This is a genomic window from Croceibacterium salegens, from assembly GCF_009827435.1.
GTDB classification, from domain to species: domain Bacteria; phylum Pseudomonadota; class Alphaproteobacteria; order Sphingomonadales; family Sphingomonadaceae; genus Croceibacterium_B; species Croceibacterium_B salegens.
The window spans coordinates 182,884-198,627 of record NZ_WTYM01000052.1 but is presented as its reverse complement, the minus strand read 5'-3'; the positions used below and the strand labels follow the sequence as shown (position 1 = coordinate 198,627).

16 protein-coding genes are annotated in these 15,744 nt (G+C 62.0%); 9 read left to right on the top strand and 7 right to left on the bottom strand.

The genetic code is table 11. The features are described 5' to 3' along the window. Positions 1-93 precede the first annotated feature (93 nt). From GRI89_RS13635 to GRI89_RS13625, 3 genes are all read right to left on the bottom strand, one after another. Entirely contained in the window at positions 94-360 is a 267-nt protein-coding gene (locus GRI89_RS13635; RefSeq protein WP_159796662.1) for a GlsB/YeaQ/YmgE family stress response membrane protein, read from the bottom strand. Between the two features lie 134 nt (positions 361-494). Next, positions 495-794: a CtrA inhibitor SciP gene (gene sciP / locus GRI89_RS13630; protein ID WP_159796833.1), complete on the bottom strand. Its 300-nt coding sequence runs from the start codon at positions 792-794 to the stop codon at positions 495-497. Continuing rightward, positions 794-1,132, bottom strand: coding sequence for a hypothetical protein (locus GRI89_RS13625; protein WP_159796659.1), 339 nt, complete (start codon positions 1,130-1,132; stop codon positions 794-796). Before GRI89_RS13625 ends, sciP begins: the two co-directional genes overlap by 1 nt. An 89-nt stretch (positions 1,133-1,221) precedes the next feature. On the opposite strand from GRI89_RS13625, the gene mnmA reads away from it, so the two are divergent. Further along, a complete protein-coding gene (gene mnmA / locus GRI89_RS13620) occupies positions 1,222-2,394 on the top strand; it encodes a tRNA 2-thiouridine(34) synthase MnmA (protein ID WP_328598261.1) in 1,173 nt (390 codons plus the stop codon). Here mnmA and GRI89_RS13615 read toward each other — a convergent pair. Next, complete coding sequence (locus GRI89_RS13615; RefSeq protein WP_235913364.1) at positions 2,361-2,708, bottom strand: hypothetical protein; 348 nt, start codon at positions 2,706-2,708, stop codon at positions 2,361-2,363. The two genes, mnmA and GRI89_RS13615, sit on opposite strands and share 34 nt — an antisense overlap. Before the next feature lie 32 nt (positions 2,709-2,740). Between GRI89_RS13615 and GRI89_RS13610 the strand changes: the two genes are divergently transcribed. Continuing rightward, complete coding sequence (locus tag GRI89_RS13610) at positions 2,741-3,874, top strand: serine hydrolase domain-containing protein (protein WP_159796653.1); 1,134 nt, start codon at positions 2,741-2,743, stop codon at positions 3,872-3,874. Here the strand turns inward: GRI89_RS13610 and GRI89_RS13605 are convergent. From GRI89_RS13605 to pdxH, 3 genes are read right to left on the bottom strand one after another with little or no spacing between them, the layout of a single operon-like run. Then, a complete protein-coding gene (locus GRI89_RS13605; RefSeq protein WP_328598260.1) occupies positions 3,856-4,650 on the bottom strand; it encodes a PhzF family phenazine biosynthesis protein in 795 nt (264 codons plus the stop codon). The two genes, GRI89_RS13610 and GRI89_RS13605, sit on opposite strands and share 19 nt — an antisense overlap. Further along, entirely contained in the window at positions 4,647-5,588 is a 942-nt protein-coding gene (locus GRI89_RS13600; protein ID WP_159796650.1) for a cation diffusion facilitator family transporter, read from the bottom strand. Before GRI89_RS13600 ends, GRI89_RS13605 begins: the two co-directional genes overlap by 4 nt. Positions 5,589-5,613: 25 nt before the next feature. Beyond that, the gene (gene pdxH / locus GRI89_RS13595; protein ID WP_159796648.1) at positions 5,614-6,219 is read right to left on the bottom strand and encodes a pyridoxamine 5'-phosphate oxidase; all 606 of its coding nucleotides are present in this window, start codon (positions 6,217-6,219) and stop codon (positions 5,614-5,616) included. 78 nt (positions 6,220-6,297) lie between these two features. On the opposite strand from pdxH, the gene GRI89_RS13590 reads away from it, so the two are divergent. From GRI89_RS13590 to GRI89_RS13560, 7 genes are all read left to right on the top strand, one after another. Next, positions 6,298-7,290, top strand: a complete 993-nt coding sequence (locus GRI89_RS13590; protein WP_159796646.1) for a DnaJ C-terminal domain-containing protein — start codon at positions 6,298-6,300, stop codon at positions 7,288-7,290. A gap of 74 nt (positions 7,291-7,364) precedes the next feature. Further along, a complete protein-coding gene (locus GRI89_RS13585; RefSeq protein ID WP_159796644.1) occupies positions 7,365-8,408 on the top strand; it encodes a YihY/virulence factor BrkB family protein in 1,044 nt (347 codons plus the stop codon). Further along, positions 8,405-9,208, top strand: a complete 804-nt coding sequence (fabI, locus tag GRI89_RS13580) for an enoyl-ACP reductase FabI (protein ID WP_159796642.1) — start codon at positions 8,405-8,407, stop codon at positions 9,206-9,208. Before GRI89_RS13585 ends, fabI begins: the two co-directional genes overlap by 4 nt. A gap of 100 nt (positions 9,209-9,308) precedes the next feature. Beyond that, positions 9,309-11,213: a polysaccharide biosynthesis protein gene (locus GRI89_RS13575; RefSeq protein ID WP_159796640.1), complete on the top strand. Its 1,905-nt coding sequence runs from the start codon at positions 9,309-9,311 to the stop codon at positions 11,211-11,213. Positions 11,214-11,239: 26 nt separating this feature from the next. Continuing rightward, positions 11,240-12,679: an O-antigen ligase family protein gene (locus GRI89_RS13570; protein WP_235913362.1), complete on the top strand. Its 1,440-nt coding sequence runs from the start codon at positions 11,240-11,242 to the stop codon at positions 12,677-12,679. Between the two features lie 130 nt (positions 12,680-12,809). Next, positions 12,810-13,520, top strand: coding sequence for a polysaccharide biosynthesis/export family protein (locus tag GRI89_RS13565; protein ID WP_159796636.1), 711 nt, complete (start codon positions 12,810-12,812; stop codon positions 13,518-13,520). Positions 13,521-13,560: 40 nt separating this feature from the next. Further along, complete coding sequence (locus GRI89_RS13560) at positions 13,561-15,744, top strand: GumC family protein (protein WP_159796634.1); 2,184 nt, start codon at positions 13,561-13,563, stop codon at positions 15,742-15,744.

Here is a 15,744-nt window from a genome sequence, read left to right as displayed (position 1 = left end):
TGCTCCGACGAGTAATAAATTGTCGTAGGTGCGAAAGGGGCGGCACCACCGGAGTGAGCCGCCCCTCGTTCGTACGATATTTCAGTAGCTTGATTAGCGCATACGACCTCTCTGGACCATGTTCACGATAGCCAGGAGGACGATTGCGCCGAGGATCGAGATCACGAACGCACCCATGTCGAAAGTCTGGATGCTTCCGCCGAACCCGAGAAGCGGGGCGAGCAGCCAATTTCCGAGAAAGGCGCCGATCACGCCAACCACGACGTTGAGCAGGATGCCCATCGAGGCATCGCGCTTCATGACGATACTTGCCAGCCAGCCGGCGACGCCGCCGACGATAATTGCAATGATCATTCCCATGTCTTCGTCTCCTCCTGCTGCATGCAGTCATCTACCGGACGGGAGGAGAACGTAGCGACGGCACGACTGTTCCCCGCAGGCCGTGCAGCCTGTGGGATAAATCGTTGCCGGGCGGGTAAGTGCGCCGGTGGCGCTTAGTACTTGAGCTGGCGCTCGTAGAGGTCGCGGTAGTGCTGGATGCGCGTCACGCGCAGGCCTTGCATGCCCGAACGGTCGACCGCACGCTGCCACGAGGCAAATTCCTCGAGCGTGAGGTTGTAGCGTTCGAGAACCTCGTCGATCGTCAGCAAGCCGCCGTTGACGGCAGCCACGACCTCGGCCTTGCGCCGCACCACCCACCGCTTGGTTTCGGGTGCGGGAAGGTCCTTGATCGTGAGCGGCTCGCCGAGCGGACCGATCACTTGCGCAGGACGGATTTTCTGGTTCTCGATCATCACTTCTCTCGGACCTTGTCCGAACCTCGTTCTATTTGTGCGTGCGTCATGCCGTTTGGTGCTTTGCCATTGGCTAAAGCATCAAGGTTAACGTCGTGTTTGCCATCGCCGAGCGCAGCGATATGCCGGGCGCAGCTGCTGTCGAAACTGGCTTCGCTCGCACCGTCGTGCCCGTGCAAGGCATCGCGAAGATCGCGGGCCGCATCGAGCTTGGCGACGAGGTCCGACCAACGCACCGGACGCAGGTCGCCGGCCTTGCCATCGGCATGGTCGAACGGCAGCCCGACGTCCTGTCGGTGGAGTTTGGCTTGGAACATGGAATCGCCAATAACGTCCAAGCGTCAAGAACCGGTAAAGCGGACGTTTACCGTGCATTATCTCCTTGCCTTTGCCCCGCCGCCCCGGTGCGTGTAAGGGGCGCGCCATCGTGACCCCCACCGCATCCCTTACCGCCGACCCCGCGGCGCTGTTCGACCTGCCGCGCCCGGCCGGCGACTGCCGCATCGTCGTCGCCATGTCGGGTGGGGTCGACAGTTCGGTGGTCGCCGCGCTCGCCAGCCGTAGCGGGGCCGAGGTCATCGGCGTCACACTGCAGCTCTACGACTATGGCGCGGCCACCGGGCGAAAGGGCGCGTGCTGTGCGGGAGACGACATCCGCGACGCGCGCAGCGTCGCCGACCGGCTCGGCTTCGCGCACTACGTTTTCGACCACGAGAGCGCCTTCCGCGAGGAAGTGGTCGAGGCCTTCGCCGACGATTACCTCGCCGGACGTACGCCGATCCCGTGCATCCGCTGCAACATGGGCCCCAAGTTCACCGACCTGCTGAACATGGCGCGCGAGCTCGGTGCCGATTGCCTCGCGACCGGCCACTACGTGCGCCGGATGGTGGGGCCGGCAGGCGCGGAATTGCACCGCGCGCTCGATCCGGCACGCGACCAGTCGTACTTCCTCTACGGCACGACCGAGGAGCAGATCGACTACCTGCGATTCCCGCTCGGCGGGCTTCCCAAGGCCGAGGTGCGGCAGATCGCCGCCGAGTTCGGCCTCGCGGTCGCCGCCAAGCCCGACAGCCAGGACATCTGTTTTGTCCCCGACGGCGACTATGCGAAGATTGTCCGCTCGGTGCGTCCCGAAGGCGCACGGCCTGGGGCGATCGTCCACGCCGGGACCGGCGAGACGCTGGGCCGCCACGAGGGCGTGATCCACTTCACCGTCGGTCAGCGCCGCGGGCTCGAGATAGGCGGCCAGCCCGAGCCGCTCTATGTCATCGCGCTCGACGCGGAGAGCGCCGAGGTACGTGTCGGGCCCCGCGCAATGCTTGCCACAAGCGCCGCACAATTGATTGAAACGAACCGCGTCGGCCCGCTCCCCGACGCGCCGCTGACGGCCAAGGTTCGTTCGCTGGCCAAGCCGGTCCCGGTCGTGCTCGACGGCCAGCTCGGAAACGGGGCGGCGGCGACGATTCGATTCGCCCAGCCCGAATACGGAGTCGCTCCGGGCCAGGCTGCTGTGATCTATGCCGGCGACCGGGTCGTCGGAGGCGGATGGATCGATTCGACCGAAACTCAGTCCGACCAGGGTTCGAGCACGCAGCCATAGCCCTCGCGGTAGTGCGCGGTCTGGCTGGCGATGAGAGGGACGTAGGCGGTGACCGATTTGTCGTCGGCGTCGTCGCTCAGGAACACCAGCTTCATCCCCGGCTCGAAGTCCTTCTTGCAGTCCGACAAACCGCGGCCGGCGAGGTAGCGGCACGAGCACGCGACGTGAGCACCGTAGGACACTCCCGTCTCGGCGCGTCCGTAGATGGGCTCGCGGAAGAACCAGCCGGTAACGAGCCCGACGAAGGCCAGCGCGACCACGATCTTGAGCCAGACCGGTCGGGAACGCTGGGCTGAATTCTTTGCGGTTGCCATTGCGAAGCGCCTGAAGGATGGATGGCGCCCCGATGACGCCGCCTCGTTTCCCTAGCCTCGCCGCTGCCCTGCTTCCAGCCCTCATGCTTGCCGCTTGCGGCGATTCGGGCCCCCCGCCCGAACCGCCATTGCCACCCGGCGCGCTCGAGGCGGTGAGCGCCGATCCCGGCGTAGCCCGCGAGAAGCTGGCGCGTGCTGTCGATACCCTGTTCACCGACAAGGGCATCGGCGAAACCCGCGCCGTGCTGGTCCTGCACAACGGCGAGATCGCCGCGGAGCGCTATGCAGAGGGTTACGGCAAGCAGACCCCATTCATCGGCTGGTCGATGTCGAAAACCGTCACCGGCCTGCTGGTCGGGGCGCTGGTCGCCGAGGGACGGCTGCACCTCGACCGCTCGCCGCCGATCCCGGGGTGGCAGCGCACCGGCGACCCGCGCGGCGAGATCACGCTGCGCCAGCTCATGCAGATGCGCTCGGGCCTCCGGCACCAGGAAATGGCCGACCCGATCTACACCTCGGGCGAAGTGCGGATGATGTTCCTCGACGGACGCGACGACATGGCCGACTGGGCCGAGGCCGCACCGCTCGACCACGAGGCCGGGCGGCATTTCCAGTATTCGACCCCGACCGCGATGATCCTCTCGGACATTGCCGCGCGCATCCTCGCGCCCGACGGTTCCGCCGACGAAAGGCGACAGGCGGTCGACGATTTCATGGTCTCGCGCCTGTCCGGGCCGCTGCGCGCGCCCTCGCTGCGCGGGGAATACGACGCCTCGGGCACCATGCTCGGCGGTTCGATGATCTGGGCCACGGCGCGCGACTGGGCAAAGGTCGGCGAACTGATGCGGCACAAGGGTTCGGTGCGCGGCACGCAGCTGGTCCCGCGGAGCTGGGTCGAATTCATGACCCGCCCGAGTCCGCGCAAGGCCGACTACGGCGCGATGACCTGGCTCAACCGTACCTCGGACAGCGAAAAGGTCGTGCTATTCCCCGACCAGGGTCCGTCCGACGCCTTCTCGCTGGTCGGCCACCTCGGCCAGTACGTCATCGTGTCGCCGAGCCAGGGCCTGACGATCGTCCGGCTCGGCCATACCGAAGACAGCAAGCGCCGCCCGCTGGTCGACGACCTCGCCAAGATCGCCGCGCTCTACCCGGTAACGAAGTAGGTCCCTTCGACCACTGTCGCGCAGTGGCCGCCGAGCCATGCGCGATCGCCGTCGAGACGGCACACGAGATCGCCGCCGCGCTGCGAGGCCTGGTGCGCGGTGAAGCGCTTGCGACCGAGGCGCGCGGCCCAGAACGGCGTCAGCGCGGCGTGCGCCGAGCCGGTCACGCTGTCCTCGTCGACCCCGGCACCGGGGACGAAAACCCGGCTGACCACATCGCAGATGTCGCCCGGCGCAGTGCAGATGAACTGGTCGTCTCCGAGCGCGCCGAGGCCCTTGAAGTCGGGCGCCAAAGCGCGGACTTCGGTTTCGCTGCCGAACAGGTAGATTCCGTAGCGATCGGGGTTGAGCCACACTTCCTGCGGCTCGACGCCGAGCAACGGGGCGACTTCAGGCCGCGCGCACGGCTCGGTCGCGATGGCCGGGAGCGCCAGTTCGTAGCCGCCTTCGGCCAGACGCCGGACCTCGAGGATGCCTGCGCGCCGGGTGCGGAAGGTGACCCGGTCGCCGCCCTGCAGGAGCATGACATGGCCAGAAGCGAGCGTCGCGTGGCCGCACAGGCGGATCTCGCAGGCCGGGGTGAACCAGCGCAGCTCCCAGTCCGTCTCGCCGCTGGCGTCGGGCACAAGGAAGGCAGTCTCTGCGAACTTGTTCTCCTCGGCGATGGCCTGCAGCAGCTCGTCCGGGAGCCATTCGTCGAGCGGCATGACCCCGGCCTGATTGCCGGCGAAAGGCCGGTCGGAAAAGGCATCGACGTGCCAGTAGGGTCGTTTCACTTCACTTCGCTCCCGTCCTGCGGCAGCAGTTCTTCGGCTGCCGCGCCCGTTTCATTGACCAGCCCGATGGGGTCGGTGTGGATCAGAACTTCGACCCCGGGGAACTCGGCCGCCAGCTTGTCCTCGATCGCGTCCATCACATCGTGGGCTTGCGCGACCGTCATCTTCGGATCGACCGAGATATGGAACTGGGCAAAGTCGTGCGCACCGCTGGTTCGGGTGCGCAGGTCGTGCATGCCGTGAACCTCGGAAATCCGCGCCAGCACGGCGATGAACTCGTCGCGCTTCGCGTCGGGCCATTCCTTGTCCATCAGGTGGTCGAGCGCCTCGCTCGAGGCGCGCCAGGCGCCCCAGGCCAGCCACAGCGCGATGATCAGGCCGAAGGCCGGGTCGGCCCCGGCGATGCCGAGGAAGCGGTCCATGACCAGGGCGGCGATCACCGCGAGGTTGAGGAACAGGTCCGACTTGTAGTGGACGTTGTCGGTCTTGATGGCGATGCTGCCGGTCGAGCGGATGACATGGCGCTGCCAGGCGAGCAGTGCAAATGTCCCGAGAATCGCCAGCACCGAGACGACGATGCCCTCGTTGGCGGAATCGACTCGCTCGCCGGCGACGAGCTGGTTGATCGCGCGGAAGGCGATTCCGGCCGCCGAAATGGTGATCAGGACGACCTGGAAAAGCGCCGCGAGCGCTTCCGCTTTGCCGTGGCCAAAGCGGTGGTCCTCGTCCGCAGGACGCGCCGCGATCCACACGCCGATCAGCGTGGCGATGCTGGCGATAAGATCGAGCCCGGTATCGGCAAGGCTGCCGAGCATGGCGGTCGAATCGGTCTTCCACACCGCCCAGATCTTCATCGCCGCCAGAATGCTCGCCATCGTGATCGATGCGAAGGCGGCGCTGCGGGTCAGGCGGGCGCGCGCTACCTGCTCGTTCGTCATGCTCCCAACTCCGTTGCGACGTGTTTCATGGATAGAGCAACGTGCTCGTCCACCCGCCATCGGCGCGGCGGTTGAACTGGCGGCGTTCGTGCAGGCGATTCTCGCGATCGAGCCAGAACTCGATCCGCTCGGGCGTGCAGCGGAAGCCGGTCCAGTGTGGGGGGCGCGGGATTTCCTGCCCCTCGTAACGCGCCGCGAGTTCGTCCACGCGGTCGAGGTAGGTCTGCCGCCTGTCGAGCGGGCGCGACTGGTCGCTCGCTGCCGAACCGAGCTGCGAAAGCGGGTGGCGCGAATGGAAGTAGTCGTCCGCCTCCTGCGCGGTGACCTCGCTCAGGGGGCCCTCTATCCGCACCTGCCGGCGCAGGCTCTTCCAGTGGAACAGCAGCGCGGCCTGCGGATTGGCGCGGACTTCCCCACCCTTGCGGCTTTCGGCATTGGTGTAGAACACGAAGCCGTTGGGCCCGTGGCCCTTGAGCAGGACCATGCGCACCGAAGGAGCGGCTCCCGGCGTCGCGGTGGCCAGCGCCATGGCGTTGGCGTCGTTCGGCTCGCTTGCCCTGGCCTCGGCGAACCAGGCGTCGAACAGGGCAAACGGGTCCCCTTCGGGTATGGCGTCGCGTCCGCTTTCCATGCGCCAGCCCTAGCTTCGCCGTGGCGCGGTGGAAAGCGCCGCTTGCGTGCTTTCACTGTAGCACCTAGCTAACACGCCATGGCCGATCCCTATGCCACCCTTGGTATTTCCCGCAACGCGAGCGAGAAGGACATCAAGTCCGCCTACCGCAAGCTCGCCAAGGAACTGCATCCGGACCGGAACAAGGACAATCCGAAGGCGGCGGAGAAGTTCTCCGACGTCACCAGGGCCTACGACCTGCTCTCCGACAAGACCAAGCGCGGCCAGTTCGACCGCGGCGAGATCGATGCCGACGGCAATCCGGCGATGCCGTTCGGCATGGGCGGAGGCGGCGGCGGTAACCCGTTCGGCGGCGGTTTCCGTGGCCGCACGAGCAGCAGCGGCGGTTCGCAGGGCTTCGACCCGCGCGAATTCCAGGACATGGCCGGGATGGAGGGAATAGATCTCGGCGACATCTTCGACGGCCTGTTCGGCGGCGGTCGCGGCGGAAGTTCGGGCGGATTCGGCGGTTCGAGCGGCTTCAGCCGTCGACCGCCGCCTCCGCCGCCACGCAAGGGCGCCGACATCACCTACCGACTGCGCGTCCCCTTCACCGACGCCGCGACGCTCAAGGAGCAGCGCATCACGCTGGCCGACGGCAAGACCATCGATCTCAAGCTGCCGCAGGGCACCGAGGACGGCACGCAAATGCGCCTCAAGGGCAAGGGCGAGGCGGGGGCCGGCGGTCACGGCGACGGCATCGTAACCATCTCGCTCGAGCCGCATCGGTTCTTCCGCAAGGACGGTTACGATGTGCGCATGGGCCTGCCGATAACGCTGACCGAGGCGATCGCCGGGGCCAAGGTGCGCTGCCCGACGGTCGATGGCGCGGTCATGCTGACGATCAAACCGGGCACCAACGGCGGCACCGTCATGCGCCTCAAGGGCAAGGGCTTCACCAAGAAGAGCGGCGGGCGCGGCGACCAACTGGTGACGCTCGAAATCGACCTTCCCGACGACGTCGCGGCGCTCGCCGCCAAGCTCGAAGGATGGGAAGACACCCGCAACGTGCGCGCCGATCTCGGGGTTTGAGCGCGCTGCGGAGCCATCCGTTCGCCGGTTCGTTCGCTCGACAGACGATGGACAACTGGTAATACCCGCTGCCGATGGCGCCACCCGGCCTCTCCGACCCGGACAAGTACGGCCCCCCGGTCGATGACCTCTCGCCCGAGGCACGGCGGCGGCAGGCGCTCGCGCACAGCGCCGGGTTCGGCGACCAGGTGCGGTATCACGTGGGCCCCGGCAGCCGCGCCTTCGACGTGGTCAAGCGGGTCCTCGTCGGCACCTACAACGACGGCTTCATCCACGCCGGAAACCTCGCCTATATGGCGGTGCTGGCGATCTTTCCGTTCTTCATCACCGCCGCGGCGATCTTCTCGTTCTTCGGCGAGGAGACCGAGCGCGCGGCGACGATCAACGCCGTGCTCATCGCCCTGCCACCGGTGGTCGCCGACGTCATAGGGCCGGTGGCGCGCGACGTCGTCGCCCAGCGCAGCGGCTGGCTGCTTTGGGCCGGCGGGCTGATCGGGCTGTGGACGGTCGGCAGCCTGATCGAGACGATCCGCGACATCCTGCGCCGCGCCTACGGCACCGAGCCGACCGTGGCGTTCTGGAAATACCGCCTGTTTTCGACCGGGATCATCATCGCCTCGGTGATCCTGCTGATGTTCAGCCTGATCGCCCAGGTGCTGATCGGCGCCGCACAGGAGGTGATCGACGCCTATTTCCCGCAACTGGCCAACGTGTTGCACGAACTTTCGCTGTCGCGGCTCGTCCCGGCTTTCGTGCTGTTCGGCTCGCTCTACCTGCTGTTCTACACGCTCACGCCGCACGCTTACCGTATTCGGCGCTATCCCAAGTGGCCTGGCGCGCTGCTCGTCGCCGCCTGGTGGATTGGCGTCACCCTGACCCTGCCGCCACTGCTGCGCACCGTGTTCCGCTACAACCTGACTTACGGCTCGCTGGCGGGCATGATGATCGCACTTTTCTTTTTCTGGCTCGTGGGCCTAGGGATGGTAATGGGCGCCGAACTCAACGCCGCACTGGCCGAAACGCCGGAAGAAGAGCGCGATCACATCGGCCAGTCCGACGAGAAGCGGGCAAAGGCCAAGGACGCAAGACAAGAGACGCAGGAGGGACCAGACGAATGAGCGGTCTGATGAACGGCAAGCGCGGCCTGATCATGGGCCTGGCGAACGACAAGTCGCTCGCCTGGGGCATCGCCCAGAAGCTCGCCGAGCACGGGGCCGAGATGGCCTTTTCCTACCAGGGCGAGGCGCTGGCCAGGCGGGTCATCCCGCTGGCCGAACAGCTCGGCAGCGATTTCTGCTTCGATTGCGACGTTTCGGACATGGCCGCGCTCGACCGCGCCTTCGAAACGCTCAGGGCGCGCTGGGAAACGATCGACTTCGTGGTCCACGCGATCGGCTTTTCCGACAAGAACGAGCTGCGCGGGAAGTATGTCGACACCAGTCTCGACAATTTCCTGATGACGATGAACATCTCCGCCTACAGCCTTGTCGCGGTGACGAAACGGGCGCGCGAGATGATGCCTAACGGCGGCTCGATCCTTACGCTGACCTACTATGGCGCCGAAAAGGTCGTGCCGCACTACAACGTGATGGGCGTGGCCAAGGCGGCGCTCGAAACCAGCGTCCAGTATCTCGCAAACGACCTTGGTCCGGAGAACATTCGCGTCAACGCGATCAGCGCCGGGCCGATCAAGACGCTGGCGGCCAGCGGCATCGGCGACTTCCGCTATATCCTTAAGTGGAACGAACTCAACTCGCCGCTCCGGCGCAACGTCACGATCGAGGACGTCGGCGGATCGGGCCTCTACTTACTGTCCAACCTGTCATCGGGCGTGACCGGCGAAACCCATCACGTCGATGCGGGTTATCATATAGTCGGCATGAAACAGGAGGATGCGCCGGATATTGGGCTGGTGTGAAGATTGGGTATGCTACGGCAATTGGGTGGGTTCAAAAATCCTATATCCATTTGATAACGGGCCTTAATCGTGCGGTCGGGAGAGGAAGCAAGGAAACACTATGAATCTTGCAACTAACTTGGTTACTTCCGTTCTCGGAGTAATCGCTGCCCTCCCTCGCTGGCAAAAGCGTGCGGTTGTCTTCGTAATCGATCTTATACTGCTCATGTTTTCCATCTGGATTGCGTATTCCCTGCGCATGAATACGTGGACCTTTTGGAACGAACCGATCCGCAGGATTTCCCTTGGCGCCATCCTCCTTATGATCCCCAGCTTCGGGCTGAGCGGGGTTTACAAGTCGATCTTTCGCTATGCGGGAAGCGGAATGATGGCAATCTTGTTGCGCGCCTTCTTACTCTACACCTCATGCATGGTGTTCGTCTTCATGATAATCAGTTTTACAGGTGTGCCGCGCACACTTGGGTTGCTGCAGCCCCTAGTCTACTTCGTGCTAATCGCTGGATCACGAGTCACTTTTCGCTTCTTGATCATGGACGTGCTAATGCGTGGCAAATTCGGCGGTACGGTACGCCGGGTTTTGGTTTACGGCGCGGGTTCAGGCGGCCAACAACTGGTCAGCTCGATGAATTCTGATCCATCGCTCAAAGTCATCGGCTACGTCGACGACGACAGCCGGTTGAAGGGACAGAAACTCGACGGAAACCAAGTATATTTCAGCGCTGATCTTCCCCAAATCGTCGAGCGGCATCAAGTGACCGACATTCTCTTGGCCCTGCCCAACGCCTCACGCCAGCGACGGCGGGAAATCGTGAAGACGCTTTCCCCATTGCGGATCAATGTGAAGACACTGCCGCAAATGAAGGACATTGTCGGAGGGAAGGTTTCACTGACCGACCTGCGCCCCCTCGAGATCGAGGACCTGCTGGGTCGCGAACAAATCGCGCCGAACGATGTGGCATCCGGCCGCACCGTGGTTGGCAAAACTGTATTGGTGACTGGCGCCGGTGGTTCGATTGGTAGCGAGTTGTGCCGCCAGATCGCACGCATTGGCGCGCAGAAGTTGGTACTTTTCGACGTCAGCGAATATTCACTTTACGCCATCGAACTCGAACTGCGCTCGAGCCGCTCGGAAACCGAGATAGTCGCGATCCTCGGCTCGGTGACGGACCGAATACGGTTGGAAGAGGTGTTCACTGCCCACAAGCCGGATACTGTTTATCACGCCGCGGCATACAAGCATGTTCCGCTGGTTGAACAGAACCCGGTTGAAGGCATTCGCAACAACGTTCTCGGCACGTTCGAAACTGTGTATGCCGCTCATGTTGGCGAAGTCGCCGATTTCATTCTCGTCAGTACAGACAAGGCCGTGAGGCCAACAAATATCATGGGGGCAAGCAAGCGTGCGGCTGAACAGGTCGTGCAGAGCTTCGCCGAGCGCAACCACGGGACGCGCTATTCAATGGTTCGCTTCGGCAACGTCCTGGGCTCAAGCGGATCGGTCGTGCCGCTGTTCCGCCGGCAGATAGAAGCAGGAGGTCCGATTACCCTGACAGATTCACGTGTTATGCGATATTTTATGACCATCCCCGAGGCAGCGGGTTTGGTCATCCAGGCCGGTGACATGGCTTGCGGTGGCGAAGTTTTCGTGCTTGACATGGGCAGGCCAATCAAAATTTTAGACCTCGCCCGGACGATGGTTCAGCTGTCCGGCCTCTCGCTTCGCGACGACAAAAACCCCGACGGGGACATCGCCATTGTCGAAATCGGTCTCCGGCCCGGCGAAAAGCTGTTTGAAGAATTGTTGATCGGCGAAAATCCCCAAAAAACGAGGCATGCAAGAATTATGATGGCGCGAGAAGATTTCATGCCTTGGCCCGATCTCGCCGCGCTGCTGCAACAACTCAAAGGATGCCGCGACCCGGTCCGAGCCACAGCCTTATTAGGAAACCTTGTACCCGAATTCGCACATCGCCGCGACAACGGGCCGAGGCGTATCGCTTCTTGAAATTGAGCCCCGAGAAATCAACACCTATGACAATCAAGTTCAATGCGGTCGGCCGAGCGCCAACTCTCGGCAATTTTCAGCAAAGGCTCCGGAGCCCACTCTCTAGGCAGATTGCTGTGCTCGTGCTGGTTGCGGGAGCGTTCCTATTCGGCGGCGGATCACGCGGCGACATCGCGTCACTGATCATTCTGCGACCGCTTTCGATAATGCTGCTTGGTTATGGCCTGGCTTGCAGCCAAGTGGATCAGTTGCGCGAACTGGGGGCGCCTCTCAAGCTGCTCGTCGCGCTCGCTGTTCTGGTTGCCGCGCAGCTAATTCCTCTGCCGCCTATGGTCTGGCACGCGCTACCTGGCCGCGAGTTGATTGCCTCGATCGATCGAGATGTGCTCGGTTTGGCCCCGTGGCGCCCAATCAGCTTATCGCCTTCGAAGACCCTGAACACCTTCTTCGTCCTTGCGCTGCCACTCGCCGCGATGGTCAACTTCGCCATCCTGCCGACTGAGGTGAAGGACAGAATACCGGCACTACTTGTGGCTGCCGGAGTCGCCAGCTGTCTTCTTGGGCTTCTACAGGCAGTCGGGACTGCCAACAGCCCATTCTATATCTATCGCATCACCAACAACGGGATGGTCGTCGGGCTGTTTTCCAACCGAAACCACAATGCGATTTTCCTTGCATGCCTTGTGCCGCTTGCATTGTCGCTCGGTCTGTCCGCGCAAGGAAGACGTGCCGCGCTAACGCGTGTCGTCTCCTTTGGAGCTGCAGCATTATTTGTCCCGATGGTCTTTGCCACCGGTTCGCGTGCGGGTTCCGCTCTTCTCCTAGTTTCGCTCGTCGCCAGTGCAGCGCTCTGGCTCGCCGGACTGCCAAACGGGCGGATCAAAACATTTTTCAGAGAACGCAGTCTGCTCGCGACTGCAATAGCCCTTGGCTTAGTGGCAACCGTAGTCCTCACCATCTTACTTTTTTCCGGTTCCCAAGCCTTCGCGCGGATCTTCGAGCGTTCTCCGGCGGAAGAACTGCGTTGGCAAATCATGCCGCAACTTTGGCACCTGATCTCGACCTATTTCCCGGCGGGATCGGGTTTCGGAAGCTTCTACCTTGTGTACCAGATTCGCGAGCCGACGGCCCTGTTGATGCCCGCCTATTTGAACCAAGCGCATAATGACTTCATCGGCTTCCTGATCGAAGGCGGGATAGTGGCGGGAGTGTTGATGTTTCTAGCCAGCGGCTGGATGGTCCTGAGCGGCTGGCTGGCATTCGGAAGCGTCCGGCAGAATAGAGCATCCGGCTCGTTCACCTCGCAAAGCGCCTTTTCATGGCTTTCGCTAAGCATACTTCTGCTCGGCGGGCTCTTCGATTATCCTCTGCGCACGCCGTCACTGATGTGCACGGCCGCTCTCCTTGCTGCGAGCATCGAAGTTAAGCTCCGCGTCGGCGCTCGGCAGACCGTTCCCTTCCGCTAATGGTGAGCCCGAATGCCTTTACCTGCCAACACAATTTGCTAATGCCACCGTCACAGTCCGACGTCGTACAGGGCGCGCACAAATTTGGCGTGCTCGCTTCCCCGGCAATTTGAAACCTCTCTGGAATTCCATGCGAAAGCTCTTCCTTTTCCTGCCTTTCCTGCTGGCCGCCTGTGTGTCGGAGCCTTCCATTCGGGATGTCGGAAAGGTCCCGCTAGTCCAAGACCGCCCTCTTCCGGAGCCAACCCAAGCCGATCAACTGACCTTGACAAGGCCCTACTTGATAGGCCCGTTTGACAAGCTTTCTATCGACGTTTTCGGAGTTGAGGAGTTGTCTCGCGACGAAGTGCAAGTCGATGCCGGCGGTCGCGTTTCGCTTCCGCTTGCAGGTAACTTGGAGGCAGCTGGTCTTTCGCCGGGCGAGCTCGAAACGGCAATCAGACAGCGCCTTCGCAGGTACGTGCGCGATCCACAGGTCACGGTGAATCTGAAGGAAACGATCAGTCAAGTCGTCACCGTCGACGGCCAAGTGTCAAAGCCGGGGCCGTATCCGGTTATTGGAAAGATGACCTTGATCAAGGCCGTGGCGACAGCGGGCGGCACTTCCGAATTTGCCAAGCTCGATGACGTCGTCGTGTTTCGCACCGTGGGCGGACAACGGATGGCCGGACTGTACAACCTTGGTGCAATCCGTGCCGGTGCCTACGACGATCCCGAAATCTTCGCAAACGATATTGTTATCGTAGGTGATTCACAATCGCGTCGGCTGTTTTCAGAAGTGTTGAAGGCCGCCCCGCTGTTGACTACTCCGCTGCTCATACTTTTCAACAACAGAAACTGACGTCGGACACTGCAGCTGGGTGATAATCCAGAGAGAAATGATGGAAACCATATTTAGTCCTGACTTGATGGTGCAGGGCGAGCGACCCACAGTCGGGCAAAAGAGCAACTTCGACGTATCGCTGCCGGAGCAGTATTGGCGCGCGATCCGCCGACATAAGTGGGTGGTCGCTAGTATAGTGCTGGCCGCGCTCGTGGCCGGGGTTATTTTGACACTCGTCATGACTCCTATCTTTTCAGCTACTTCACGGCTTGAGATCAGTCGCGAGCAGGACAACGTCACCAACGTCCAAGGAGTCGAAAACGACGCCTCAGGGCAAAGTCTTGAATTCTATCAAACGCAATATGCGCTACTCAACAGCAGGACTCTCGCCGAGCGCGTGGCGCGAAGCTTGAATCTAGCTCAGGACAACTCGTTCCTAAGCAATTTCGAGTTGCTGCCGGATGACGTTGGCAGCGCTGCGTTGTCGGGCCGGGACCCGCTTGATGTCGATGTGGTCGATGCCCTGCGCGACAATATCTCCATCCAACCGGTGCGCGGATCGAGCCTGGTCGATGTCGTCTTTTCGAGCCCCGACCCCAGATTATCGGCTCGCATCGCAAATGCCTGGTCGGATCAGTTTATCCAGAGCGAACTCGACCGTCGCTTCGCCTCCACGGAAGATGCCCGCAAATACCTCGAAAAGCAGCTCGAATCATTGCGACAGAGACTCGAGCAATCCGAGGCCGAACTGGTGAATTATGCTTCTAAGAAGCGAATCATAGCCCTTCAGACGGAAGAAAGCCCAAGCGGCAACACGCGAACCGAACGTACTCTTGTGGCGAGTGACCTGGAGGCCCTGAACGGCGCGCTAACCCAGGCGACTGCGGCCCGCATCGCGGCGCAGAGCGCAGCGACGAATAACGGGCAAGTCGATTCAATTGTAATGAACAATCCGGCGATCAACGCATTGCGCCAGAAACGGGCAGAAGTTTCGGCAGACCATGCCAAGCTGCTCACTCAATTCGAACCTGACTATCCCCAAGTCCAAGCGCTGAAGAATCAGATGGATGCCCTCAGCAAAGAAATCGCAAATGAGGAAGACCGAATCAGGCTGAGCCAAACAACCGACTATCAGCAGGCCGCGGCACGCGAAGCTCAACTGCGCAATCGGGTCGAGAACTTGAAGCAAGAGGTCATAGGTCAACGCCGCGATTCGATACAGTATGCGATCTACCAACGCGAAGTGGACACCAACCGACAACTATACGACGCGCTGCTCCAGCGCTTCAAGGAAATCGGCGTCGCTGGTGTGGGCAGCAACAACGTTGCGGTAGTCGATCGCGCCGAACCTCCGCTCAAGCCGTCGAGGCCCTCGCTTGGTTTCAACCTCCTGATATTCCTTCTGCTCGGGCTGCTGGCTGCGGCAGGAGCGATCTTTGCGCTCGAAATCTGGAACCAAAGCCTCAAGGACCCGCAAGACGTCAATCGTAAGCTTGGCCTGCCACTCCTTGGAAGCATCCCGCTCATAAAAGATGGCGATGTCGTCGAAGCACTAGGAGACCGCAAGTCTATGACCAGCGAGGCCTACCTCTCGGTCAAGGCGAACCTTTCGTTCATGACTGATCATGGGATCCCGCGCAGTTTCATGCTGACCAGCACAGCTCCAAATGAAGGAAAGTCGACTTCCGCCGTTGGCCTGGCTCAGTCCATTGCTCGATCCGGTGCAAAGGTAGTAATTATCGATGGCGACATGCGCAGCCCGTCGATCGGCGAATTTCTCGGTCAACGCCATGAGCTGGGACTGTCAAACTATCTGTCAGGCAACAGCGATTGGCGCTCGATGCTTCACCCGACGTCGTTCGAAAATCTTTTGTTCATGGATTCCGGCCCGATTCCGCCCAATGCCGCCGAATTGTTGTCTGGCTCGCGAATGAAGCAGTTGCTGGAAGCGATGATCGAGGAATACGACCATGTAATAGTCGACAGCTCGCCCGTTCTTGGATTGGCCGACGCTCCATTACTCAGCTCTTCGGTCGAAGGCGTCGTCTTCACCATCGAGGCTAATCGCGAAAAGATGCGCGGCATCGATAGTTCGCTCAATCGCTTGCGGGCAACCAATGGCCGCCTTCTTGGGGCAGTCATCACCAAGTTGGGAGCCGAAGATGCCCATTATGGATATGGATATGGATATGGATATGGATATGGCCAACCGGGAAGCGACACTAGGGCGCTGGAAGCCTAG

Coding starts and splice junctions, on each gene's coding strand:
- GRI89_RS13635 (WP_159796662.1), bottom strand. CDS start 360: ATGGGAATGATCATTGCAATTATCGTCGGCGGCGTCGCCGGCTGGCTG.
- sciP (WP_159796833.1), bottom strand. CDS start 794: ATGATCGAGAACCAGAAAATCCGTCCTGCGCAAGTGATCGGTCCGCTC.
- GRI89_RS13615 (WP_235913364.1), bottom strand. CDS start 2,708: ATGGCAACCGCAAAGAATTCAGCCCAGCGTTCCCGACCGGTCTGGCTC.
- GRI89_RS13610 (WP_159796653.1), top strand. CDS start 2,741: ATGACGCCGCCTCGTTTCCCTAGCCTCGCCGCTGCCCTGCTTCCAGCC.
- GRI89_RS13600 (WP_159796650.1), bottom strand. CDS start 5,588: ATGACGAACGAGCAGGTAGCGCGCGCCCGCCTGACCCGCAGCGCCGCC.
- pdxH (WP_159796648.1), bottom strand. CDS start 6,219: ATGGAAAGCGGACGCGACGCCATACCCGAAGGGGACCCGTTTGCCCTG.
- GRI89_RS13590 (WP_159796646.1), top strand. CDS start 6,298: ATGGCCGATCCCTATGCCACCCTTGGTATTTCCCGCAACGCGAGCGAG.
- GRI89_RS13585 (WP_159796644.1), top strand. CDS start 7,365: ATGGCGCCACCCGGCCTCTCCGACCCGGACAAGTACGGCCCCCCGGTC.
- fabI (WP_159796642.1), top strand. CDS start 8,405: ATGAGCGGTCTGATGAACGGCAAGCGCGGCCTGATCATGGGCCTGGCG.
- GRI89_RS13575 (WP_159796640.1), top strand. CDS start 9,309: ATGAATCTTGCAACTAACTTGGTTACTTCCGTTCTCGGAGTAATCGCT.
- GRI89_RS13570 (WP_235913362.1), top strand. CDS start 11,240: ATGACAATCAAGTTCAATGCGGTCGGCCGAGCGCCAACTCTCGGCAAT.
- GRI89_RS13565 (WP_159796636.1), top strand. CDS start 12,810: ATGCGAAAGCTCTTCCTTTTCCTGCCTTTCCTGCTGGCCGCCTGTGTG.
- GRI89_RS13560 (WP_159796634.1), top strand. CDS start 13,561: ATGGAAACCATATTTAGTCCTGACTTGATGGTGCAGGGCGAGCGACCC.